Source organism: Burkholderia sp. SIMBA_062 (genome assembly GCF_046534765.1).
Lineage (GTDB): Bacteria > Pseudomonadota > Gammaproteobacteria > Burkholderiales > Burkholderiaceae > Burkholderia > Burkholderia ambifaria.
Genome location: NZ_JAWRYD010000442.1, coordinates 1 through 253, shown reverse-complemented (window position 1 = coordinate 253; position 253 = coordinate 1). Strand labels below are relative to the sequence as shown.

The 253-nt window shown below is 46.6% G+C and carries 1 protein-coding gene; it reads left to right on the top strand.

The window, feature by feature from the left end:
• On the top strand, positions 1 to 253 hold a 253-nt coding region (locus SB786_RS36995; protein WP_410731682.1), incomplete at both ends, for a PAS domain-containing protein.

Genomic DNA, 253 nt, shown 5'->3' with positions numbered 1-253 from the left:
GATTGACCCGTCACGAGATGGACAAATCGTCGATGCTAACCTCGCCGCGCTCAATTTCTATGGTTATAACCATGAAACGATGTGCCAGAAACATACCTGGGAAATAAATATGCTCGGGCGTCGCGTCATGCCTATCATGCATGAAATCTCGCATTTACCCGGTGGTCATAAACCTTTGAATTTTGTTCATAAACTGGCGGATGGTTCGACTCGTCATGTGCAGACCTATGCCGGACCGATTGAAATTTATGGC